Origin of the sequence: Microbacterium sp. (genome assembly GCF_044508325.1) — a bacterium.
Taxonomy (GTDB): Bacteria; Actinomycetota; Actinomycetes; order Actinomycetales; family Microbacteriaceae; genus Microbacterium.
Genome location: NZ_JBIQHX010000016.1, coordinates 1 through 21,064, shown reverse-complemented (window position 1 = coordinate 21,064; position 21,064 = coordinate 1). Strand labels below are relative to the sequence as shown.

Genomic DNA, 21,064 nt, shown 5'->3' with positions numbered 1-21,064 from the left:
GTCGCGGGGTGGCCACGACCTACCTCCTCGCCGGCGGCGGCACCGCCGGACACGTCAACCCGCTGCTCGCGGTCGCGGACGCGCTGCGCGCCCGCGAGCCCGACGCCGAGGTCCTCGTGCTGGGCACCCGGGAGGGTCTGGAGGCCCGGCTCGTGCCCGAGCGGGGCTACGAGCTGCTCCTGGTCGACAAGGTGCCCTTCCCGCGGCGGCCAAACGGCGAGGCGTTGCGCTTCCCGGCGCGGTTCCGCCGCGCCATCGCACAGGTGCGCGGGCACATCGCCGACCGCGGCGTCGACGTCGTCGTCGGCTTCGGCGGCTACGCATCGGCGCCGGCGTACGTCGCGGCGCGGCGCGCGGGCGTGCCCGTCGTGATCCACGAGGCCAACGCCCTGCCCGGCCTCGCCAACCGGCTCGGCGCGCGCTCCGCGGCGGCGGTGGGAGTCGCGTTCGCGGGCACGCCGCTGAAGGGCGCCCGCGTCGTGGGGATGCCGCTGCGCCGCGAGCTCGTCGAGCTCGACCGCACCGCCGCGCGCGCCGAGGCCGCGGCCCGCTACGGGCTCGACCCGGCCACGCCGACGCTGCTCGTGTTCGGCGGGTCGCTCGGAGCCAAGCGCCTCAACGACGCCTTCGCCGACGCGCACCGCGACGTGCTCGAGGCGGGCTGGCAGCTCGTCCACCTCACCGGCGATCAGCGCGAGGGTCTCGAGGCGACCGCGCCCGGGCACGTCACCCCGCGGTACGAGGACCGGATGGACCTGGCCTACGCGCTCGCCGACCTCATCGTCTCGCGCGCCGGCGCGGCGACCGTCAGCGAGATCGAAGCCCTCGGCATCCCCGCGGTGTTCGTCCCGTACGCGGTCGGCAACGGCGAGCAGGCCCGCAACGCCGCCGCCGCGGTGGCCGCCGGCGCTGCCGTGCTCATCCCGGACGCCGAGTTCACCGGCGACCGGGTGCGCGCCGAGGTGATCCCGCTCCTGCACGACGCGGACAGGCGCGCGCGGATGCACGCGGCCGCCGCCGAGGTCGGCACCCTGAGGGGCACCGACAACGTGCTCGCGCTCATCGACGAAGCGCTCGGGCGCTGAGCAGCGCGCGCGGCGTGCGGCGAAGACACAGCCGGCACCCAGCGCGCCGGAGCCTGGGCGGCACCGCGCCAACTTAGGATTGACGGGCCATGATCCGACCCGACCTGAGCCTTCCCATCCCCGACGAGATCCACGCCGCGCACTTCATCGGCATCGGCGGATCGGGGATGTCGGGGCTCGCGCGCATGTTCCTGGCGCGCGGCATCCGCGTCTCCGGCTCCGACCGGGCCGACAGCCCCGGCCTGCGCGAGCTCGAGCGCCTCGGCGCCACGGTGCACGTCGGCCACGATGCGGCGAACCTGGGCGACGCCGACACCGTCGTCCACACCGGCGCGATCTGGCCCGACAACCCCGAGTACGTGCTCGCCAAGGCGCGCGGACTGCACGTGATCCATCGCTCCCAGGCGCTGCACTGGCTCATCGGCGGCCGCCGGCTCGTGTCGGTGGCGGGCGCCCACGGCAAGACGACCTCGACCGGCATGATCGTCACGGCGCTGCGGCGGCTGGGGGCGGACCCGTCCTTCGTCAACGGCGGGGTCATCGCCGAGCTGGGGTCCTCCAGCGACACCGGAGCCGATGAGCTCTTCGTGATCGAGGCCGACGAGTCCGACGGCACGTTCCTGCTCTACGAGACCTCCGTCGCGCTCATCACGAACGTCGACCCCGACCACGTCGACTTCTACGGCAGCGACGACGACTTCTACGCCGCGTTCACCCGCTTCGCCGACGACGCCCGTGACGCGGTGGTGATCTCGGCCGATGACCCGGGGGCCCAGCGGGTGCGGGCGCAGCTGCGGCATCCCGACGTCGTGACCTTCGGCGAGGACGCCGCCGCCGACGTGCGCCTCGAGGACATCGTCGCGGACGGCCCCGTCGCGTTCACGCTCACCCACGCGGGCACCTCGGTCCGGGCGCAGCTGACCGTGCCCGGCGTGCACAACGCCGTCAACGCCGCCGGCGCGGTGGCGGTGCTCGTCGCCCTGGGCCACCGATTCGAGGACGCCGTGCGCGCCGTCGAGCCGTTCGCCGGCACCGCCCGCCGGTTCGAGCTGCACGGGGTGCGGCGCGGCGTCAGCGTCTACGACGACTACGCGCACCACCCGGCCGAGGTCGCTGCGGCGCTGTCGGGCGCGCGCAGCGTGATCGGCGGGGGGCGCATCATCGCCGTGCACCAGCCGCACACGTACTCGCGCACGGCCGTGATGTCGCCGTGGTTCGCCGAGGTGCTCGAACAGCTCGCCGACGAGACGATCGTGCTCGACGTGTACGGCGCGCGGGAGGACCCCGTCGAGGGGGTCACCGGCGCCCTCGTCAGCGACGCCTTCCGCGACCGGTCGCGGGTGCGGTTCATCGCCGACTGGCAGCAGGCGGCCGACTACGCCGCATCGATCGCGCGCGAGGGCGACTTCGTCGTCACGCTCGGGTGCGGAAACGTCAATCTGCTCGTGCCGCAGCTGCTGGAGGCGCTGGCGCCCGGCGAGGGGGACTAGCGGATGCGGCGGCCCACCCCTCTGCCGGCGCCCCCTGAGCGGGTCGCTCCGCCCGCGCACGAGCCGCCCGCGACCGAGAGCACCGAGCCCGCGACGCCGGCCGCGCCGGTCCCGCTCCGGCTGGACGAGGCGGCGGCGACGGCGCGTGCCGACGATCCCGCCGCGGATGCCGCGCCCGTCCGCCTGCGCGACGTGTGGCGTGCCGCACGCGCACGGCGCCGTGCGCTGCGGGCCGAGGTGCGCCGGTTCACGGCGCGATCGCGCCGTCGCCGGGCGCTGTGGATCGGGGCGGCCGCGTCGCTGGCGGTGCTCGTCCTCGGCACGCTCGGCGCGGCGTACAGCCCGCTGTTCGCCGTCGAGCGCATCTCGGTCGTCGGCGCCCAGGCGCTGGATGTCGCCGAGGTCGAGGCGGCCCTGGCCGATCAGCTCGGCACGCCGCTGCCGCTCGTCGACGACAGTGCGGTGAAGGAGGCCCTCGTCCGCTTCCCCCTGATCGAGACGTACAGCCTGGAGGCGCAGCCGCCCCACGACCTCGTCCTGCGCATCGTGGAGCGCACACCCGTGGGCGTGATCGAGTCGGCGGCTGGATACACGCTGGTGGATGCCGCAGGCGTCGCCCTCTCCACGACCCAGAAGCGGCCCTCGGGCCAACCTGTGATCGACGTGCGCGGGGGGACGCAGACCCCCGCCTTCGAGGCGGTGGGCACGGTGATGCGCTCGCTGCCGGACGCGCTGCGGCCGCAGGTCACGGCGGTGCGTGCGACCACCCCGGACGACGTGACGCTCACCCTCGGGAAGACCCGCACCACCATCGTGTGGGGCGGCGCGGAGGAGTCCGCCAGGAAGGCCGTCGTGCTCGAGAAGCTCATGGTCAGCCGGCCCCCGGACCAGGTCGACCGCTACGACGTCTCGTCGCCGGAGGCCGTGGTCGTCGGCTGACCGCGCGGATGTCGCGACACGCCCACGTCGATGCCGTTCGGGGCACCGGCGGCGCATACCGTCTGAATCAACAAATGCATACCGGGCAATTCTTTAACCCTCTGGTAGAGGTTGAAGGTTTCCCGCAGCAGAACGAGTGCAGAGCGCAGTCAAGGGCACGGAGGCCGGCATGAGCCAGAACCAGAACTACCTCGCCGTCATCAAGGTGGTCGGCGTGGGCGGCGGCGGCGTCAACGCCGTCAACCGCATGATCGAGCTCGGCCTGCGCGGGGTCGAGTTCATCGCCGTCAACACGGACGCCCAGGCGCTCCTGATGAGCGACGCCGACGTCAAGCTCGACGTCGGCCGCGAGCTCACCCGCGGCCTGGGCGCCGGGGCCGACCCCGAGGTCGGGCGCCGCGCCGCCGAGGACCACGCGGAGGAGATCGAGGAGGCGCTGCGCGGCGCCGACATGGTCTTCGTCACCGCCGGCGAGGGCGGCGGGACCGGCACCGGCGGCGCGCCCGTCGTCGCGAAGATCGCGAAGTCGATCGGGGCGCTGACGATCGGCGTGGTCACCAAGCCGTTCTCGTTCGAGGGCCGCCGTCGCCAGCAGCAGGCCGAGACCGGGGTCGCGAAGCTGAAGGAGGAGGTCGACACCCTCATCGTGGTGCCCAACGACCGTCTGCTCGAGATCAGCGATCGCGGCATCTCGATGATCGAGGCGTTCGCCACGGCCGACCAGGTCCTCCTGGCGGGCGTCCAGGGCATCACCGACCTCATCACGACCCCCGGTCTGATCAACCTCGACTTCGCCGACGTCAAGTCGGTCATGCAGGGCGCGGGCTCCGCGCTCATGGGCATCGGCTCGGCACGCGGCGCGGATCGGGCGATCAAGGCCGCCGAGCTCGCGGTCGAGTCCCCGCTGCTGGAAGCCTCGATCGAGGGCGCGCACGGCGTGCTCCTGTCGATCCAGGGCGGCTCGAACCTCGGCATCTTCGAGATCAACGACGCTGCACAGCTGGTCAAGGAGGCGGCGCACCCCGAGGCGAACATCATCTTCGGCACGGTCATCGACGACACGCTCGGCGACGAGGTGCGGGTCACCGTCATCGCCGCCGGCTTCGACGGCGGCGAGCCGCAGCTGCGCATCGACCCGGTCACCGCCCAGCGTCAGACTCCGGCGATCCCCGCCGTGGCGGCGGAGGTGGCGGCCGAGCTCGAGCCCGAGAGCGAGCGCGAGAAGGTCTCGGTGGCGGCGCTGGCCGAGCCGGCGGGCATCGACTCGCCGTTCGGCGACGACGACCTCGACATCCCCGACTTCCTGAAATAGCCCCGCTCCGGGCTCAGGAACCGATTCGACAGGCTCAGGAACCCGATGAGCGATCTCTCTGCGCGCCTGGCCGCGGTCGACGCGGCGATCGCCGACGCCGCCCGGGCGGGCGGCCGCGACCCGTCCGAGCTCACGCGCATCGTCGTCACGAAGTTCCATCCACCCGAGCTCGTGCGCGCCCTGCACGGGCTCGGCGTGGCGGACGTCGGCGAGAACCGCCAGCAGGAGATCACTGCGAAGATCGCCGAGGTGGGCGACCTGCCCGGACTGCGCTGGCATTTCATCGGGCAGGCGCAGCGCAACAAGGCCCGCGCGCTGCGGCAGGCCGCATCCCACGTCCCGCTCACGGTGCACTCGGTCGACCGTGACCGGCTCGCGGACGCGCTCCACTCCGCGGCGGACGACGGCGACCCGACCCTGGACGTGCTGATCCAGGTGAACCTCACCGACGACCCCGGGCGCGGGGGAGTCGTGCCCGACGGGGTGGAGGCGCTGGCGACCCATGTGCTGGGCCTGCCCAGCCTGCGGCTGCGCGGCGTCATGGCGGTCGCTCCGCTGGGCGAGCCTGCGGCCCCCGCCTTCGAGCGGCTGCGCTCCTGCGCGGACGTCGTGCGCGCACTCGATCCGGCGGCGGACTGGATCTCGGCCGGGATGACCGCCGACTTCGCTGAGGCGATCGCCGTGGGTGCGACACACCTGCGGATCGGCACGGCAATCACGGGCCCGCGCCCCACGGGCGGTTAACCTCGGAACAGACAGCGATACGGAGGATGCGATGTCGAACCCGCTGAAGAAGACCATGGTCTATCTGGGCCTCGCCGACGAGGAGGAGACCTACGAGGAGCCGCAGCCGCATCAGCCCCGCGGCAGCCGTCAGCAGGAGGTGGACGCCAAGCCCGCCCCGGTGACGCCGCTGCGCCGCCCCGCCGTCGTCCGGCAGCCCGCCGCCGGGCCGCTCAGCGAGATCCTCACGGTGCACCCCAAGCAGTACCGCGACGCCCAGGTGATCGCCGAGAACTTCCGCGAGGGGATCCCGGTGATCATCAACCTGTCGCAGATGAGCGACGCGGACGCGCGGCGCCTGATCGACTTCGCGAGCGGACTGTCGCTCGGCCTGTACGGCCGCATCGAGCGGGTCACCAGCAAGGTCTTCCTGCTCTCGCCGGAGAACATCGCCGTGTCGGGCGAGGGATCGATCGCGCAGGGCGAGGCCGAGCCCGCTTTCGCGCAGTCGTAACGCAGCGTGGACGTGCTGCGCGTCGCCGCTGCGATCCTCAACACGCTCATCCTCCTCTACATCGTCGTGCTGCTCGCGCGGCTGGTGATGGACTACATCCCGCTGTTCAACCGCCAATGGCGCCCGCGCGGGGCCATGCTCGTCATCGCCGAGATCGTCTACACGCTCACCGACCCTCCGATCAAGCTGCTGCGCCGGTTCATCCCGCCGCTGCGTGTGGGCGGATTCGCGATCGACTTCGCGTTCGCGATCGTCATGCTCGCCTGCTTCATCCTCCTCAGCATCACCCGCGCGCTCGCCGGCTGACCCGGTGCCGGGGCTTCGACAGGTCCGCCGGGGCGCGGCTATGCTGGCAGGATGACGTGCCCGATCGGTGGGTGCGCCGCCGACATCGATACGCAGTGACCCCCCGAAAGAGGAATGACAATGGCACTCACGCCCGATGACGTCGTCACCAAGCAGTTCCAGCACGTCCGGTTCAAGGAGGGCTTCGACCCGGACGAGGTCGATGACTTCCTCGACGAGATCGTCGTCGAGTGGCGCAAGACCATCGCCGAGAACGAGGAGCTGAAGGCGAAGCTCGCCGGCTACGAGTCCGGTGCCATTCCGGCGGCGGCACCGGCACAGACCGCCGAGACGCCCGCCGCCCTGGCGCCTGAGGCACCGGCCGACGCCGCCGGCGCCCCTCCGGCCGCCGCCAGCGCCGGCATCATCGAGCTCGCCCAGCGCCTGCACGACGAGCACGTCGCCGAGGGACAGGCGCAGCGCGACAAGCTCATCGCCGACGCCCGCGCGCAGGCGGCGTCGATCGTCTCGGAAGCTGAGGCCAAGGGCCGCGAGGAGATCGCGCGCCTCGACCAGGAGCGCTCGAACCTCGAGAGCCGCATCACGGAGCTGCGCAGCTTCGAGCGCGACTACCGTCAGCAGCTGCGCAGCTACATCGAGGGCCAGCTGCGCGACCTCGACGCGAAGGCCACGCCGTCCGGGCCCACGCCCGTCTCGGCCATCGGCCTCTGACCCGATCCCTTGACAGACCGGCCCGCACTGCGTCCCGCGGCGGCCGGCACGATCGCCGCGGTCCTCGCGGTGCTCGTGCTGGCCGCCGATCAGCTGTCCAAGCTCGCCGTCATCCGGACGCTTCCCTTCGAGACGCCGGTGCCGATCCTCGGCGACTTCCTGATCTTCTACTACGTCCGCAACTCGGGCGCCGCGTTCTCGCTCGGTGAGGGCGTCACCTGGCTGTTCACGATCGCGCTGAGCGCGGTCGCGGTGGCCATCGTGTGGCTGCTGATCACCCGCGTGCGCTCGCGCACCTGGGCCATCGTGCTGGGCCTGCTGCTGGGCGGAGTGCTGGGGAACCTGGGCGATCGCCTGTTCCGCTCACCGGGGTTCGCCGTGGGGCACGTGGTCGACTTCATCTCCACGCCCTGGATGATGCCCGCCATCTACAACATCGCCGACATGTTCATCGTGTGCTGCATGATCGTGGTGGCCCTGCTCGTCCTGCTCGGGCTGCACCTGGACGGCACCCGCGACCGCAAGCACGCCGACACCGAGGCGATGGCCGCGCCCGACGCGGACGAAGACCGCTGACATGCCGACCCGGAGCCTGCCGGTCCCGGACGCGCTGGAGGGCACCCGCGTGGATGCGGCCCTGGCACGGATGCTCGGGTTCTCGCGCACGTTCGCCGCGGATGTGACCGATGCCGGAGGCGTTCTGCTCGACGGGCGCACGGCGACCAAGTCCGACCGGCTGCGCGCGGGGTCGTGGCTCGAGGTGACGTGGGAGGACCGGCGCGACCCCGAGGTGGTGCCGCTCGCGGTGCCCGACCTCGGCATCGTGTACGAGGACGACGACATCGTCGTCGTCGACAAGCCGGCGGGCGTCGCGGCCCACCCGTCCGTCGGATGGGAGGGGCCGACCGTCCTCGGCGCGCTGGCGGCTGCCGGCGTGCACACCGCGACGACCGGGGCGGCCGAGCGGCAGGGCGTCGTGCACCGGCTGGACGTCGGCACGAGCGGCCTCATGGTCGTGGCCAAGACCGAGCGCGCCTACACGGCGCTCAAGCGCGCGTTCAAGGAGCGCGAGGTCGACAAGATCTACCACACGGTGGTGCAGGGGCATCCCGATCCGCTCGCCGGCACCATCGACGCGCCCATCGGCCGGCACCCCTCGCACTCGTGGAAGTTCGCCGTCACCCCGCACGGCAAGGACTCGATCACCCACTACCGCACACTGGAGGCCTTCCCGGGCGCCTCCCTGCTGGAGATCGAGCTCGAGACCGGGCGCACGCATCAGATCCGCGTGCACATGGCCGCCCACCGGCATCCCTGCGCCGGCGATCCGCTCTACGGCGCGGATCCGACGCTGTCCGCGCGGCTGGGCCTGACCAGGCAGTGGCTGCACGCGCGCGAGCTCTCGTTCGACCACCCCGCCACGGGCGAACGGGTGCGGTTCACCTCGGAGTATCCGGCCGACCTCGCCCACGCGCTCGACGTGCTGCGCGGCACCTGACGGTCAGAGCCGCGTGGCATCCTGTCTCTGACGGAGGGCAGCCGACATGACCGACCTGATCGCCCTGCTGCGGCGCCGGCACACGATCGCGAACAGCCTCTACCTCGATCTGCTCGACGCCCTCCCGCCGGACCGGCTGCGGGCGCGCCTGCCCGGTGTCCGGTCGAGCCCGGTCTCCAACCACTTCTGGTGCGTGGTGGGCGCGCGGGAGAGCTACGTCCGTGCGGCGCGGGCAGGGTCGTGGCAGGGCTTCGACTGCTCGCTCGCCGACGACGAGGATGCCGACCAGGTGCGCGCCGCGCTCGAGCAGAGCGCGGCCGAGGTGGACGCCTGGCTCGGCGAGCTGGATCCCGGCGACGCCGACAGCATCGAGGTCGCGTTGCGCCTTCTCGAGCACGAGACCCAGCATCACGGCCAGCTCATCCGATACCTGTACGCCGTGCCCCTGCCGGTGCCGGCATCGTGGGTGCAGCGCTACGTCCTCGAGCCGGAGTGAGGGCAGAACCTTCGAGTTCAGGTCGAAGGTCAGGCGGGTTCGCAGGACCCGCCGGTGCCGGACCCGCGGCGTCGGACGGCCTCCATAGAGTGGAGGACGTGGCATCCGATTCCTTCGTCCATCTGCACGTGCACAGCGAGTACTCGATGCTCGACGGTGCGGCCCGGCTCGGTTCGATGGTGGAGGAGGCCGGCCGGCACGGGATGCCGGCGATCGCCATCACCGATCACGGCAACACGTTCGGCGCCTTCGAGTTCTACAAGGCGGCCAGGGCGGGCGGGGTCAAGCCCATCATCGGCATCGAGGCGTACGTCACCCCGGGCACCCACCGCTCCGACAAGGCGCGGGTGCGCTGGGGCTCGCCGGAGCAGAGCGACGATGACGTGTCGGGCTCGGGTGCGTACACGCACATGACCCTGCTGTCCGAGAGCACCGCGGGCATGCACAACTTGTTCCGCCTGGCGAGCCTGTCCAGCATCGAGGGCTACTACTTCAAGCCGCGGATGGACAGGGAGCTGCTCCAGACCTACAGCAAGGGCCTGATCGCCACCACGGGCTGCCCGTCCGGAGAGGTGCAGACGCGGCTGCGCCTGGGCCAGTACGACGCCGCGCGCGCCGCGGCCGCCGAGTTCCAGGACATCTTCGGCAAGGACAGCTACTTCTGCGAGATCATGGAGCACGGGCTCGAGATCGAACGCCGCGTGATCCCCGATCTGCTGCGGATCGCGAAGGACCTCGACATCCCGCTGGTCGCCACCAACGACTCGCACTACACGCACCAGCACGACGCGAACAGCCACGCCGCCCTGCTGTGCGTGCAGTCCGGGTCGACCCTCGACGACCCGAAGCGCTTCAAGTTCGACGGCGACGGCTACTACATCAAGAGCCCCGCCGAGATGCGGCAGATCTTCCGCGACCACCCCGAGGCGTGCGACAACACCCTCCTGATCGCCGAGCGCTGCGAGGTCGAGTTCGACACGAGCGCCAACTACATGCCGCGATTCCCGGTGCCCGAGGGCGAGACCGAGGAGTCCTGGTTCGTCAAGGAGGTCGAGCGGGGCCTGCACGAGCGGTACCCGGGCGGCATCCCCGACGACGTGCGCCGGCAGGCCGAGTACGAGTGCGGCGTGATCGTGCAGATGGGGTTCCCCGGCTACTTCCTCGTCGTCGCCGACTTCATCAACTGGGCCAAGGACAACGGGATCCGCGTCGGCCCCGGCCGCGGCTCGGGCGCCGGGTCGATGGCGGCGTACGCCATGAAGATCACCGACCTGGATCCGCTGCAGCACGGGCTCATCTTCGAGCGCTTCCTCAACCCCGAGCGCGTCTCGATGCCCGACTTCGACGTCGACTTCGACGATCGGCGTCGCGGCGAGGTGATCCAGTACGTCACCGAGAAGTACGGGGACGAGCGGGTCGCGCAGATCGTGACGTACGGCACGATCAAGGCCAAGCAGGCGCTCAAGGACGCCGGCCGCGTCCTGGGCTTCCCCTTCAGCATGGGGGAGCGGCTCACCAAGGCCATGCCGCCCGCCGTGATGGGCAAGGACATGCCGCTGGAGGGCATGTTCGACCCGGAGCACCCGCGCTACCGGGAGGCGAGCGAGTTCCGCACCCTCATCGAGACCGACCCGGAGGCCAAGACCGTCTTCGACACGGCGGTCGGACTCGAGAACCTCAAGCGCCAGTGGGGCGTGCACGCGGCGGGCGTCATCATGTCGAGCGAGCCGCTCATCGACATCATCCCGATCATGAAGCGGGAGCAGGACGGCCAGATCGTCACGCAGTTCGACTACCCGGCGTGCGAGGCGCTGGGGCTCATCAAGATGGACTTCCTGGGGCTTCGCAACCTCACCATCATCGACGATGCGCTCGACAACATCGCGGCCAACCGCGGCGAGAAGCTCGTGCTCGAAGAGCTCGCCCTCGACGACCGCGCCTCGTACGAGCTGCTCGCCCGCGGCGACACGCTGGGGGTCTTCCAGCTCGACGGCGGGCCGATGCGGTCGCTCCTGCGCCTCATGAAGCCCGACAACTTCGAGGACATCTCGGCCGTCCTCGCCCTGTACCGGCCCGGTCCGATGGGCGTGGACTCCCACACCAACTACGCGCTGCGCAAGAACGGGAAGCAGGCGATCGAGCCGATCCATCCCGAGCTCGCCGAGCCCCTGGCGGACATCCTCGAGACGACGTACGGGCTCATCGTCTATCAGGAGCAGGTCATGGCCGTCGCGCAGAAGCTCGCCGGCTACACCCTCGGCCAGGCCGATCTTTTGCGGCGTGCGATGGGCAAGAAGAAGAAGGAGATCCTCGACAAGGAGTTCGTCCCGTTCTCCGAGGGGATGCGGGCCAACGGCTACTCGGATGCTGCGATCACCGCGCTGTGGAACGTGCTGGTGCCGTTCTCCGACTACGCCTTCAACAAAGCCCACACCGCCGCGTACGGGCTGATCTCGTACTGGACCGCCTACCTGAAGGCGCACTACCCGGCCGAGTACATGGCGGCGCTGCTGACCAGCGTGGGCGACTCGAAGGACAAGCTCGCGGTGTACCTGAACGAATGCCGCCGCATGGGCATCCGGGTGCTGCCTCCCGACGTGCGGGAGTCGGGGCGGTACTTCGCCGCGGTCGGCGACGACATCCGCTTCGGGCTGGGCGCCGTGCGCAACGTGGGCGCGAACGTCGTCGATGCGATCGTCGAGGCCCGCAAGCAGGAACCCTTCACGTCGTTCCACGACTTCCTCGCCAAGGTGCCCGTCCACGTCGCCAACAAGCGCACGATCGAGTCGCTCATCAAGGCCGGCGCCTTCGACTCGCTCGGCTCGACCCGCCGGGCGCTGCTGGAGATCCACGAGGATGCCGCCGAGCAGGCGGTGCTCGACAAGCGCCGCGAGGCCAACGGCGAGGTCGGCTTCGACTTCGACAGCCTGTGGGGCGACGACGAGCCGCAGACGACCGCGAAGGTCCCCGAGCGCCCGGAGTTCGCCAAGAAGGACAAGCTCGCCTTCGAGCGCGAGATGCTCGGTCTCTACGTCTCCGATCATCCGCTCGCCGGACTCGAGGTGCCGCTGGCCAAGCATGCGACCCACACGATCCACGATCTGCTCTCCGACGAGAAGATCGAAGACGGCGACCAGGTCACCATCGCCGGCCTGCTCACCGGGGTGAGCCACCGCGTGGCCAAGCAGAGCGGCAACCCGTACGGCATGGTCACGGTCGAGGACTTCGGCGGCGAGGTGACCGTCATGTTCATGGGCAAGACGTACACCGAGTTCCAGCCGGTCCTGCAGCCCGACGCGATCCTCGTGGTGCGCGGCCGCGTGTCGCGGCGCGACGACGGGCTCAACCTGCACGCGCAGTCCGCGTTCGCGCCGGATCTCGGGACGATGGATTCCGGCGGCCCGCTGCTGCTGGTCATGCCCGAGCACCGCGCCACCGAGTCGGTCGTGGGCGAGCTCGCCGACGTGCTCGGCCGGCACTCCGGATCGACGGAGGTGATGCTGCGGCTGCTGCCCGGCCGCGCGAGCGCCGGCGTGGCCAAGGTCTTCGAGGTGCCGCTGCCGGTGACGGTCACTGCAGACCTCTACGGCGAGCTCAAGGGCCTGCTCGGCCCGAACTGCCTGGGCTGAAAGGTCGCGCGGGTAGTATCGGGGACGCGAATCCGCTCAGCGCGCTCCGGCGTGTCCCCCCGACGGAAGGTATGACGTGACCGACGACCAGTTCGCACAGCCCGCAGACGATCCGATCGAGGCCGACGCCGTCGGCGCAGACCCGATGTCGTCGCAGGATCCGCCGCAGTACGGCGTCGGACCGTTCACCATCCGTGAAGTCGCCCTGCTGGGCGTGTGGCTCGCGGCCTTCGTGGTCTCGTTCTTCCCCGTGTACACCGACCTCGTCGGCCGCGCCCTCGGCGGCGGCCTGTCGGTGTGGGTGATGGGCCTGGACTGGATCCTGACCATCGGCGTCCCGACGGTGGCGATGTTCCTCGTCGTTCTGCGCCGATTCTCCCCGCAGGGGATCCGCCGCGTGGGATCACTCGGGATCGACCAGTTCGCCTCGGTCGCGTTCACCGTCTCGGCCACGGTGTGGCTCGTCGCGCTGTGGCACAACGTCGCCGTCGTCATCTCGGACGGCGTCTGGGTGCGCACCTGGGTTGTGTGGGTCGAGTTCTTCCTCATGCTCGCCGGCGTCGTGCTCACCGTCGCCGCTCCGCTGATCCCCGTGCTCGCCGAGGACTTCCGCGGCCGGCCCGAGACTCCGGCGCACCGCAGCGCACGTCCCGTGCGCGCCGTCACCCCGCGGCCCCCGCGCCCGAAGCCGGCGCCGGCCCCGGCGGCCGACCCGTACGCTGCGCCGGATCAGGATGAGGCCCAGGCCGTGCCGCCCGCGGAGGGGACCTTCACCGCCGAAGAGGCCTATGGCCGCGCGGGCGACGAGGTCACCGCGAGCGCCGGGGCGCCGGCCGATCCCACGGTGCGGCCGGAGCCTCTCGACGATGCGCTCACGGTCACCGGCGCCTACCGCGCGCTCGGGTTCGAGGGCGAGCGGCGGGACGAGCCGGTCGCCGACGAGTTCGCCGCCGGGCCGCGGTACGCCCGCAGCGAGCCCGAGCCCGAGCCCGAGCCGCAACCGGAGCCGGAGCCGGAGCCGCAGCGCACCGCGCACCAGGCGTTCTGGGCGCTGGCGCCGGAGGAGCGGGACGTGCACGACGAGCACGGGGTCCCGATCTTCCGCATCGGACCCACCGCGTGGGCGCTGGTGATCGAAGACCGCGGCTCGCTGTTCGTGATCCGTCATGAGGACGGCCGCATCGGCTACCTGCACGACGTGACCGGCGTCACGCGCGGCTGAGCGCCGCCAGTACGCTGGAGGAGTGCGCATCATCGACCTGCGCGGTCGTGCGCTGACGACCGCGGAGCTGCTGGCCGTCGTCCCGCGCGCCACCGGCGCGCGCGCCGACGCCCTGCAGGTGGCCGCCGACGTCGTCGCCGACGTGCGCGCCCGCGGCGAGGAGTCGCTGCGCGAGCAGGCCGAGCGCTTCGACGGCGTCTCGGGTCACCTGATCCGAGTGCCCCGCGAGCACCTCGACGAGGCCATCGCCGCGCTGGACCGGGCGGTGCGGGATGCCCTGACCGAGGCGATCCGCCGCGTGCGGGCTGCGTCGGCCGCGCAGGTGCCCCTGGCATCGGTCACCCGGCTCGCGCCCGGCGCCCGTGTCACCCAGCGATGGCAGCCGGTCGCCCGCGCGGGCGTCTACGTGCCCGGCGGCAAGGCGGTGTATCCCTCCAGCGTCGTCATGAACGTCGTCTCGGCCCAGGTGGCGGGCGTCCGCGACGTCGCGCTGGCATCGCCGCCCCAGCGCGAGCATGGAGGGCGCGTGCACCCCACGATCCTGGCCGCGGCCGCGCTGCTGGGCGTCGACGAGGTGTACGCGATGGGCGGCGCAGGCGCCATCGGGGCACTGGCGCACGGTGTGCCGGGCATCGGGCTCGTCCCGGTGGATGTGGTGACCGGACCAGGCAACAACTTCGTCGCCGCCGCCAAGCGCGTGGTCGCGGGAATCGTGGGCACCGACTCCGAAGCCGGAGCCACGGAGATCCTCGTCGTCGCCGACGACACGGCCGACCCCCGCTATGTCGCCGCAGACCTCGTGAGCCAGGCCGAGCACGACGAACAGGCCGGCGCGGTGCTGGTCACGGCGTCGACAGGGCTTGCCGAGCGCGTCGTCGCGGAGGTCGAGCGCATGGCCGCCGCCACGCGACACCGCGATCGGGTCGCCGCGGCGCTGGCAGGACCGCAGTCCGCCGTCGTGCTCGTCGACGATGCGGCCGCCGCGGAGGCGTTCAGCAACGCGTACGCCCCCGAGCATCTCGAGCTGCACATCGACGGCGCCGCCGAAGCGGCCGCGCGGTACGTCAACGCCGGAGCCCTGTTCATCGGCGCGCACAGCCCGGTGAGCCTGGGCGACTATCTCGCCGGCAGCAACCATGTGCTGCCCACGGGCGGGCAGGCGCGCTACGCCGCGGGCCTGGGCGCCCACACGTTCCTGCGTCCGCAGCAGGTGGTGGAGTACGACCGCTCGGCCCTGGCCGCGGTGACCGACGACATCACCGCCCTCGCGGAGGCCGAGCAGCTGCCCGCACACGGTGAGGCCGTGCGCGTCCGGTTCGCCTGATCCCGCGCAGCACTCCCGTTAGGCTGGTCCCGCCATGCACTGCCCCTTCTGCCGCCACCCCGACTCGCGCGTGATCGATTCCCGCACCAGCGACGACGGGCTCAGCATCCGCCGGCGCCGGCAGTGCCCGGAGTGCGGCGGCCGCTTCTCGACGATCGAGACGGCGAGCCTGAACGTCATCAAGCGCTCCGGCGTGATCGAGCCGTTCAGCCGCGAGAAGGTGGTCGCCGGCGTGCGCAAGGCGTGTCAGGGCCGTCCGGTCACCGACGCCGACCTCGCGCTGCTCGCCCAGACCGTCGAGGAGACGGTGCGCCGGACCGGCTCGTCGCAGATCGACACCAACGAGATCGGGCTCGCGATCCTCGGTCCGCTGCGCGAGCTCGACGAGATCGCCTACCTGCGCTTCGCGAGCGTCTATCAGGCGTTCGACTCGCTCGACGACTTCGACATCGCGATCGCGCAGCTGCGCGCCGATCACGACCACTAGCCGGCGATGTACCCGCTCCTGTTCCGGACCGTGCTCGCGCGCATGGATCCCGAGACCGCGCACCACGCCGCCATGACGGTGATCAGGGTCCTCGGCATCCCGCCGTTCTCCTGGATCGCACGCGGAATCACCCGCCCCGACCCGCGCCTGCGCACGCAGGCCCTGGGGCTGGAGTTCGCCACGCCCTTCGGCGTCGCCGCCGGGTTCGACAAGGATGCGAAGGGCGTGCGCGGCCTGGGCGCACTCGGGTTCGGTCACGTCGAGGTCGGCACGGTGACCGCGATCCCGCAGAGCGGCAACCCCCGGCCGCGGCTGTTCCGGCTCATCCCGGATCGCGCCGTGATCAACCGCATGGGATTCAACAACGAGGGGGCGCAGGCCGCGGCCCGTCGCCTGACCAGGCTCCGCCGGCGTGCGCGGCGACCGGTCATCGGAGTCAACATCGGCAAGAGCCGGGTGGTGGATGTCGCCGAGGCCACCGCCGACTATCTGCACAGCGCCCGGCTGCTCGCCCCGCTCGCGGACTACCTCGTCGTCAACGTGTCGTCGCCGAACACGCCGGGCCTGCGCGGCCTGCAGGCCGTGGAGACCCTCGAACCCCTGCTGACGGCGGTGCGCGAGGCGGCCGGGTCCACGCCGCTGCTCGTGAAGATCGCGCCGGATCTGCCCGACGACGAGGTGGCCGCCATCGCCCGGCTGGCCGTGCGGCTGGGCCTTGCCGGGCTCATCGCGACCAACACCACCGTCTCGCGCGAGGGCCTGGTCACCGATCCCGCCGTGGTCGCGGCCGCGGGCGACGGCGGACTGTCGGGTGCTCCGCTGAAAGAGCGCTCGCTGGCCGTGCTGCGACAGGTGCGGGCGGTCGTGCCGCCGGAGTTCTGCGTCGTGTCGGTCGGGGGAGTGGAGACCGCCGCCGATGTGCAGGAGAGGCGGGATGCCGGTGCCGACCTCGTGCAGGGGTACACGGCGTTCCTCTACCGCGGTCCGCTGTGGGCGCGGCAGATCGCCCGGGGGCTGCTCAGTCGACCTTCGCGCCGCGCTTGACCTGCGGCTTGGGCAGGCGCAGGAAGCGCATCTGGATCTGCCGCATCGCCGCGTACCAGCCCAGGCCCTTCTCGACGCGGTCGGCGCCGAACTTGCGCGCCGCGGCGCGCTTGACGAGCACGGAGGTCAGGATCATCTCGATGATGACCAGGAAGATGATCCCCCACAGCGCCAGGAACGAGTAGGTGACCAGCCATCCGGTGCTGGGCAGGAACCCGATGATGATCACGATGAGCATGAGCGGCATGATCCACTCGCTCAGACTCCAGCGCGCGTCCGTCCAGTCGCGCACGAAGCGACGCTGCGGGCCGCGGTCTCGGGGCGTGAGGAAGCGATCGTCGCCGGCTGCCATGCCGATCCGCGCCTTCTCGCGCTTCTCGGCCATCTCCGCCCGGGCACGCGCCTTCGCCTCCTTGGTGTCCGCGACCAGCGGGCGCCGGCGGGCGGCCTCGCGCTCGGCGCGGGAGGGCGTCGGGCGCCCCTTGCCGACCGTGGCGGGAGCGTCCTGCTCGCCGTCGGGCGCGGAAGGGGAAGGGGTCTTGGCCACAGTGGATTCCTCTGGGAGACGTCGGGAAGCTGCCCCTTAAGATTACCCGCATGATCTCAGCGACTTCGTCTCGGGAATCCGCCGTCCGCGAAGCGGCCGCCGCCGGCCTCCCCGCCGCCCTTGCCGACCTCGGCGCTCTCGTGCGCATCCCCTCCATCGCCTGGCCCGCGTTCGACCAGGAGCAGGTGGTGCGCAGCGCGGAGGCCGTGGCGGCGCTGGTCGAAGGCACCGGCCTGTTCGAGCGGGTCGAGGTCGCCCGCGCCGCGATCCCCGGCACCGACGAGGTCGGCCAGCCGGCGGTGCTCGCCGTGCGGCGGGCCCGCAACGGCAGGCCGACCGTGCTGCTGTACGCGCATCACGACGTGCAGCCCCCGGGCGACGAGGCGCTGTGGGGCTCGCCGCCCTTCGAGCCGACGGTGCGCGACGGCCGGCTGTACGGGCGCGGCGCGGCCGACGACAAGGCCGGGATCATGGCACACGTCGCCGCACTGCGCGCCCTGAAGGCGGCTCTGGGCGACGACATCGACCTCGGTGTCGCGATGTTCATCGAGGGGGAGGAGGAGTACGGTTCCCGCTCCTTCGGGCAGTTCCTCTCCGACCACGCCGACGCGCTGCGCGCGGATGTCATCGTGGTCGCCGACTCCGGCAACTGGGACGAGCGGACGCCGGCGCTGACCGTCTCGCTGCGCGGCAACGCCCGGTTCACGCTGCGGGTGCGCACCCTCGCGCACGCTTCGCACTCCGGGATGTTCGGGGGCGCGGTGCCGGATGCGATGATGGCGACGGTCAGGCTGCTGGACTCGCTGTGGAATCCGGACGGCTCCGTCGCCGTCGCCGGCCTGACCGCTCACGAGGCCGACACGCCGGACTACGACGAGGCGACGCTGCGCGCCGAGACCGGACTGCTGGACGGCGTCTCGCCGATCGGGAGCGGCAGCATCCTCAGCCGCATCTGGTATCAGCCGTCGATCACCGTCACCGGCATCGACGCGACGAGCGTCGCGGCCGCATCGAACACGCTCGCGCCCGAGGTGAGTGTCGTCGTCAGCGCACGGGTGGCCCCCGGCCAGCCCGCTCAGGAGGCGTACGAGGCGATCGCGGCCCACCTGCGCGCCCACGCACCCTTCGGGGCGGAGCTCGAATTCAGCGACGTCGACTGCGGGGACGCCTTCCTGGTCGACACCGAAGGGTGGGCCGCGACGCTCGCGCGCGAGGCGATGCACGATGGCTTCGGCGTGCCGCCCGTGGACGTCGGGGTCGGCGGATCGATCCCGTTCATCGCCGATCTGGTCCGCGAGTTCCCCGGAGCGCAGATCCTCGTCACCGGGGTGGAGGACCCGCATTCACGGGCGCACAGCCCCGACGAATCGCTGCATCTGGAGACCTTCCGCAACGCCGTGCTGACCGAGGCCCTGCTGCTGTCGCGACTCGACCAGCGGTCGGGAGAGTCACGACCCTGAGGGTGGCTCGGGCGGTAGACTCCGAGGGAGGCCGACGCACACTGCGGCCGTGGCCGAAGGAGAAGAAATGACAGACACCGCCCTGTCGCCCGACACCGCGACGCGCGCTCACGGGGTCGCCCTCACGGACGACGCCGCCGCCAAGGTGAAGAGCCTGCTGGAGCAGGAGGGACGCGACGACCTGCGGCTGCGTGTCGCCGTGCAGCCCGGCGGCTGCTCGGGACTGATCTACCAGCTGTACTTCGACGAGCGGCTCCTCGACGGCGACAAGACCGTGGACTTCGACGGGGTCGAGGTCGTCGTCGACGACATGAGCGTGCCCTACCTGGACGGCGCGAAGATCGACTTCAAGGACACGATCTCGGAGCAGGGCTTCACGATCGACAACCCCAATGCGGCGGGCAGCTGCGCCTGCGGCGACAGCTTCCACTGATCAGACCGGGAATCGTGTCGCCGGCCGCCGGTCGACACGGTCTGAACCTGGGTCTACGGCCAGAATCACCCGTGAGGTTGCCCTAGACTGGCGACAGTCACATCCTCGTCCCGGAAAGGTGCGCTGTGCACTCGAAACACCGTCTCCGCTGGGCCGTGATCCCCGTCGGGATCGCGGTGGCCATCGCTCTCGCGGGTTGCACTCCGACGGAGCTGCACGGGTTCATGCCCGGGTTCACCGAGGACGGCCAGCCCGCAACGAACCGCACCGAGTTGATCGCCGGGCTGTGGACCACGTCGTGGATCGTGCTGCTGGTCGTCGGCATCGTGACCTGGGGCCTCATGCTCTGGGCGATCACCGTGTACCGCCGTCGCAAGGGCCAGACCGGCCTTCCGGTGCAGCTGCGGTACAACATGCCGATCGAGATCTTCTACACGATCGTCCCGGTCATCCTGATCATCGGCTTCTTCGCCTTCACGGCGCGTGACCAGACCATCCTCGAGACGCAGGACGAGAATCCGGATGTCTCGATCATCGCCTACGGGAAGCAGTGGGCGTGGGACTTCCAGTACAACGGCGAGGCCGATGACCAGTCCGACGCGGTGTGGACCATGGGCATCCAGGCGCAGGTCGACCACACCACCGGCGACGTCGACCAGGAGGCCCTGCCGACGCTCTACCTGCCGGTCGACCAGAGCGTGCGCATCGACCTGCGCTCGCGCGACGTCATCCACTCGTTCTGGATCATCGACTTCCTCTACAAGAAGGACATGTACATCGGGCACGACAACTCGTGGTCGTTCACGCCCACCCGTGAGGGCACGTACGCCGGCAAGTGCGCCGAGCTGTGCGGCGAGTACCACTCCGAGATGCTCTTCAACGTGAAGGTCGTCAGCGAGGCCGAATACGAGGACTACCTGCAGTCGCTGCGCGACGCCGGGCAGACCGGTCCGGTCACCGACGAGTACAACCGTCTCAACAACTTCCCGGGCACGGGCGCTCCGGACGACGGGGAAGGGAACTGAAAATGACAACGACACTCCCGCCACGGGAAGAACAGGTCCCGAACGCCCGGCCGACCACCCTCCCGCCCCGCCAGGCGGCGCTGCTGAGCGCCTCCCGCACGGAGCAGAAGGGCAACATCATCGTCAAGTGGATCACCTCCACCGACCACAAGACGATCGGCTACCTGTACCTGATCGCCTCCGTGATGTTCTTCATGCTCGGCGGCGTGATGGCCCTGATCATCCGTGCTGAGCTGTTCGAGCCCGGGATGCAGATCATCCCGACCAAGGAGCAGTACAACCAGCTGTTCACGATGCACGGCACGATCATGCTGCTGATGTTCGCGACGCCGCTGTTCGCCGGCTTCGCCAACGTGATCATGCCGCTGCAGATCGGCGCCCCCGACGTCGCGTTCCCGCGGCTGAACGCCTTCGCCTTCTGGCTGTTCCTGTTCGGATCGACCATTGCCACCGCCGGCTTCCTGACCCCGCAGGGCGCGGCATCGTTCGGATGGTTCGCGTATCAGCCGCTGGCTGGGCTCACCTTCTCACCAGGAGTCGGCGGGAACCTCTGGATGCTGGGCCTGGGCATGAGCGGCTTCGGCACGATCCTGGGCGCGGTCAACTTCATCACGACGATCATCACCATGCGCGCGCCCGGTATGACGATGTTCCGCGTGCCGATCTTCTCGTGGAACACCTTGATCACCAGCATCCTCATCATCATGGTGTTCCCCGTGCTCGCCGCGGGGCTGCTCGCGGCGGCGGCCGACCGCATCCTCGGCGCGCACATCTACGATCCCGCCAACGGCGGCGTGCTGCTGTGGCAGCACCTGTTCT

21 protein-coding genes are annotated in these 21,064 nt (G+C 71.0%); 20 read left to right on the top strand and 1 reads right to left on the bottom strand.

Translation table 11 applies throughout. The features are described from left to right. Positions 1–8: 8 nt before the first annotated feature. The 16 genes from murG to ACIWQI_RS12410 all read left to right on the top strand — a co-directional run bounded on the left by murG (position 9) and on the right by ACIWQI_RS12410 (position 16,780). Entirely contained in the window at positions 9–1,085 is a 1,077-nt protein-coding gene (gene murG / locus ACIWQI_RS12485; RefSeq protein WP_396657847.1) for an undecaprenyldiphospho-muramoylpentapeptide beta-N-acetylglucosaminyltransferase, read from the top strand. Positions 1,086–1,174: 89 nt separating this feature from the next. Then, a complete protein-coding gene (gene murC, locus ACIWQI_RS12480; protein WP_396657846.1) occupies positions 1,175–2,575 on the top strand; it encodes a UDP-N-acetylmuramate--L-alanine ligase in 1,401 nt (466 codons plus the stop codon). Between the two features lie 3 nt (positions 2,576–2,578). After that, positions 2,579–3,514 carry an FtsQ-type POTRA domain-containing protein gene (locus ACIWQI_RS12475; RefSeq protein ID WP_396657844.1) on the top strand — a complete coding sequence of 312 codons (936 nt, stop codon included), beginning with the start codon at positions 2,579–2,581 and terminating at the stop codon, positions 3,512–3,514. Between the two features lie 169 nt (positions 3,515–3,683). Continuing rightward, complete coding sequence (gene ftsZ, locus ACIWQI_RS12470; protein WP_396657843.1) at positions 3,684–4,826, top strand: cell division protein FtsZ; 1,143 nt, start codon at positions 3,684–3,686, stop codon at positions 4,824–4,826. A 45-nt stretch (positions 4,827–4,871) separates the two neighbouring features. After that, positions 4,872–5,570: a YggS family pyridoxal phosphate-dependent enzyme gene (locus tag ACIWQI_RS12465; RefSeq protein ID WP_396657842.1), complete on the top strand. Its 699-nt coding sequence runs from the start codon at positions 4,872–4,874 to the stop codon at positions 5,568–5,570. Positions 5,571–5,601: 31 nt separating this feature from the next. Continuing rightward, positions 5,602–6,063 (top strand): cell division protein SepF, encoded by a 462-nt coding sequence (locus ACIWQI_RS12460; RefSeq protein WP_396657841.1) that lies wholly within the window; start codon positions 5,602–5,604, stop codon positions 6,061–6,063. 6 nt (positions 6,064–6,069) lie between these two features. Beyond that, entirely contained in the window at positions 6,070–6,369 is a 300-nt protein-coding gene (locus tag ACIWQI_RS12455) for a YggT family protein (RefSeq protein ID WP_396657839.1), read from the top strand. 120 nt (positions 6,370–6,489) lie between these two features. Continuing rightward, positions 6,490–7,080: a DivIVA domain-containing protein gene (locus ACIWQI_RS12450; RefSeq protein ID WP_396657838.1), complete on the top strand. Its 591-nt coding sequence runs from the start codon at positions 6,490–6,492 to the stop codon at positions 7,078–7,080. 9 nt (positions 7,081–7,089) lie between these two features. Continuing rightward, positions 7,090–7,656, top strand: a complete 567-nt coding sequence (lspA, locus tag ACIWQI_RS12445; protein ID WP_396657836.1) for a signal peptidase II — start codon at positions 7,090–7,092, stop codon at positions 7,654–7,656. 1 nt (position 7,657) lies between these two features. After that, positions 7,658–8,578, top strand: coding sequence for an RluA family pseudouridine synthase (locus ACIWQI_RS12440; RefSeq protein ID WP_396657834.1), 921 nt, complete (start codon positions 7,658–7,660; stop codon positions 8,576–8,578). A gap of 46 nt (positions 8,579–8,624) precedes the next feature. Beyond that, positions 8,625–9,074 (top strand): DinB family protein, encoded by a 450-nt coding sequence (locus tag ACIWQI_RS12435; protein ID WP_396657832.1) that lies wholly within the window; start codon positions 8,625–8,627, stop codon positions 9,072–9,074. 146 nt (positions 9,075–9,220) lie between these two features. Beyond that, complete coding sequence (gene dnaE / locus ACIWQI_RS12430; RefSeq protein ID WP_396657920.1) at positions 9,221–12,703, top strand: DNA polymerase III subunit alpha; 3,483 nt, start codon at positions 9,221–9,223, stop codon at positions 12,701–12,703. Positions 12,704–12,779: 76 nt separating this feature from the next. Further along, on the top strand, positions 12,780–13,925 hold the full coding sequence (locus ACIWQI_RS12425; RefSeq protein WP_396657831.1) for a hypothetical protein: 1,146 nt from the start codon (positions 12,780–12,782) through the stop codon (positions 13,923–13,925). Between the two features lie 22 nt (positions 13,926–13,947). Then, entirely contained in the window at positions 13,948–15,249 is a 1,302-nt protein-coding gene (gene hisD / locus ACIWQI_RS12420) for a histidinol dehydrogenase (RefSeq protein WP_396657829.1), read from the top strand. A 34-nt stretch (positions 15,250–15,283) separates the two neighbouring features. After that, on the top strand, positions 15,284–15,736 hold the full coding sequence (nrdR, locus tag ACIWQI_RS12415) for a transcriptional regulator NrdR (RefSeq protein ID WP_396657827.1): 453 nt from the start codon (positions 15,284–15,286) through the stop codon (positions 15,734–15,736). A gap of 6 nt (positions 15,737–15,742) precedes the next feature. Beyond that, positions 15,743–16,780 (top strand): quinone-dependent dihydroorotate dehydrogenase, encoded by a 1,038-nt coding sequence (locus ACIWQI_RS12410; RefSeq protein WP_396657825.1) that lies wholly within the window; start codon positions 15,743–15,745, stop codon positions 16,778–16,780. Here the strand turns inward: ACIWQI_RS12410 and ACIWQI_RS12405 are convergent. After that, positions 16,755–17,327 (bottom strand): DUF3043 domain-containing protein, encoded by a 573-nt coding sequence (locus ACIWQI_RS12405; RefSeq protein WP_396657824.1) that lies wholly within the window; start codon positions 17,325–17,327, stop codon positions 16,755–16,757. The two genes, ACIWQI_RS12410 and ACIWQI_RS12405, sit on opposite strands and share 26 nt — an antisense overlap. A 50-nt stretch (positions 17,328–17,377) precedes the next feature. On the opposite strand from ACIWQI_RS12405, the gene ACIWQI_RS12400 reads away from it, so the two are divergent. From ACIWQI_RS12400 to ACIWQI_RS12385, 4 genes are all read left to right on the top strand, one after another. Continuing rightward, positions 17,378–18,787, top strand: coding sequence for a dipeptidase (locus tag ACIWQI_RS12400; RefSeq protein ID WP_396657822.1), 1,410 nt, complete (start codon positions 17,378–17,380; stop codon positions 18,785–18,787). Between the two features lie 67 nt (positions 18,788–18,854). Next, a complete protein-coding gene (gene erpA / locus ACIWQI_RS12395; RefSeq protein ID WP_396657820.1) occupies positions 18,855–19,220 on the top strand; it encodes an iron-sulfur cluster insertion protein ErpA in 366 nt (121 codons plus the stop codon). 125 nt (positions 19,221–19,345) lie between these two features. After that, the gene (coxB, locus tag ACIWQI_RS12390; RefSeq protein WP_396657818.1) at positions 19,346–20,245 is read left to right on the top strand and encodes a cytochrome c oxidase subunit II; all 900 of its coding nucleotides are present in this window, start codon (positions 19,346–19,348) and stop codon (positions 20,243–20,245) included. Positions 20,246–20,247: 2 nt separating this feature from the next. Further along, the coding region (locus ACIWQI_RS12385; protein ID WP_396657816.1) for a cbb3-type cytochrome c oxidase subunit I at positions 20,248–21,064 on the top strand (817 nt) is incomplete at its 3' end.

Excerpts from the sequence above, each read along its gene's own strand:
- murC (WP_396657846.1), top strand. The coding sequence starts at position 1,175 with ATGATCCGACCCGACCTGAGCCTTCCCATCCCCGACGAGATCCACGCC.
- ACIWQI_RS12475 (WP_396657844.1), top strand. The coding sequence starts at position 2,579 with ATGCGGCGGCCCACCCCTCTGCCGGCGCCCCCTGAGCGGGTCGCTCCG.
- ftsZ (WP_396657843.1), top strand. The coding sequence starts at position 3,684 with ATGAGCCAGAACCAGAACTACCTCGCCGTCATCAAGGTGGTCGGCGTG.
- ACIWQI_RS12465 (WP_396657842.1), top strand. The coding sequence starts at position 4,872 with ATGAGCGATCTCTCTGCGCGCCTGGCCGCGGTCGACGCGGCGATCGCC.
- ACIWQI_RS12460 (WP_396657841.1), top strand. The coding sequence starts at position 5,602 with ATGTCGAACCCGCTGAAGAAGACCATGGTCTATCTGGGCCTCGCCGAC.
- ACIWQI_RS12450 (WP_396657838.1), top strand. The coding sequence starts at position 6,490 with ATGGCACTCACGCCCGATGACGTCGTCACCAAGCAGTTCCAGCACGTC.
- ACIWQI_RS12440 (WP_396657834.1), top strand. The coding sequence starts at position 7,658 with ATGCCGACCCGGAGCCTGCCGGTCCCGGACGCGCTGGAGGGCACCCGC.
- ACIWQI_RS12435 (WP_396657832.1), top strand. The coding sequence starts at position 8,625 with ATGACCGACCTGATCGCCCTGCTGCGGCGCCGGCACACGATCGCGAAC.
- dnaE (WP_396657920.1), top strand. The coding sequence starts at position 9,221 with ATGCTCGACGGTGCGGCCCGGCTCGGTTCGATGGTGGAGGAGGCCGGC.
- nrdR (WP_396657827.1), top strand. The coding sequence starts at position 15,284 with ATGCACTGCCCCTTCTGCCGCCACCCCGACTCGCGCGTGATCGATTCC.
- ACIWQI_RS12410 (WP_396657825.1), top strand. The coding sequence starts at position 15,743 with ATGTACCCGCTCCTGTTCCGGACCGTGCTCGCGCGCATGGATCCCGAG.
- ACIWQI_RS12400 (WP_396657822.1), top strand. The coding sequence starts at position 17,378 with ATGATCTCAGCGACTTCGTCTCGGGAATCCGCCGTCCGCGAAGCGGCC.
- erpA (WP_396657820.1), top strand. The coding sequence starts at position 18,855 with ATGACAGACACCGCCCTGTCGCCCGACACCGCGACGCGCGCTCACGGG.